This is a genomic window from Paenibacillus ehimensis NBRC 15659, from assembly GCF_004000785.1.
Lineage (GTDB): Bacteria > Bacillota > Bacilli > Paenibacillales > NBRC-103111 > Paenibacillus_G > Paenibacillus_G ehimensis.
Map to the genome: position 1 here is coordinate 1 of NZ_BILX01000211.1, position 572 is coordinate 572.

Annotated in this window: 1 rRNA gene; it reads left to right on the forward strand. The window is 54.4% G+C overall.

The features are described 5' to 3' along the window. Window positions 1-572, forward strand: a 23S ribosomal RNA gene (locus PEH01S_RS34375); the annotation flags it as partial.

Sequence of the window (572 nt, forward strand, 5' to 3'; positions counted from 1 at the left end):
CCCGTGCGAGGTTAAGGTGAGAAGCCGTAGCCGCAGCGAAAGCGAGTCTGAATAGGGCGCCTAAGTACGTGGACGTAGACCCGAAACCGTGTGATCTACCCCTGCCCAGGGTGAAGGTGCGGTAACACGCACTGGAGGCCCGAACCCACGAATGTTGAAAAATTCGGGGATGAGGTGGGGGTAGCGGAGAAATTCCAATCGAACTCGGAGATAGCTGGTTCTCCCCGAAATAGCTTTAGGGCTAGCCTCGGGAGATGCGTCGTGGAGGTAAAGCACTGATTGGGTGCGGGGCCCGCCAAGGGTTACCAAGTCCAGTCAAACTCTGAATGCCACAGACGTTATCCCGGGAGTCAGACAGTGAGTGCTAAGATCCATTGTCAAGAGGGAAACAGCCCAGATCATCAGCTAAGGTCCCCAAGTGTGTGTTAAGTGGGAAAGGATGTGGAGTTGCACAGACAACCAGGATGTTGGCTTAGAAGCAGCCACCATTCAAAGAGTGCGTAATAGCTCACTGGTCGAGTGACTCTGCGCCGAAAATGTAACGGGGCTAAACACACCACCGAAGCTATGGC